The organism is Gilvimarinus sp. 1_MG-2023, assembly GCF_030548285.1.
Window position 1 is genome coordinate 1 of record NZ_JAUOSC010000489.1, and the last position, 338, is coordinate 338.

Annotated in this window: 1 protein-coding gene; it reads left to right on the top strand. The window is 61.5% G+C overall.

All coding sequences use genetic code 11. The features are described 5' to 3' along the window. Nucleotides 1-334 (top strand): hypothetical protein (locus Q4563_RS17765; protein ID WP_303605445.1); only part of this gene is annotated, 334 nt, incomplete at its 5' end. Between the last annotated feature and the right edge of the window lie 4 nt (nucleotides 335-338).

The following is a 338-nucleotide window of genomic DNA, read 5'->3' on the forward strand; positions in this document are numbered from 1 at the left end:
GTTGCAACTGGGCCACGGTTTATGGCAATGGCAGCCCAGTGGTGTTTCGTCGCCGGAGGCCGTCTCGTCACTGTCCCGGTATCTGTTGTCGCGGTCCGTCAATGCCCCATTACGAGGGGCCGACTGGTCGCCATCGCAGCTGGTGGCGCTGATGTTACTGGCAAGGGATAACGGGTCGCTCACATCGGCGAACCGGGAGGAAATTGCTCGTCTGGCCCATGAGTTGCTGGGTCTGCAGTTGCACCAGGTAGCGTTGGGTTCTGACAGCCGGGCCATGGCAGTGCAGCAGCATTCCCGGCGGTTGTCTGGATTAGTGGCGCAGTGGATGCACTGACGCC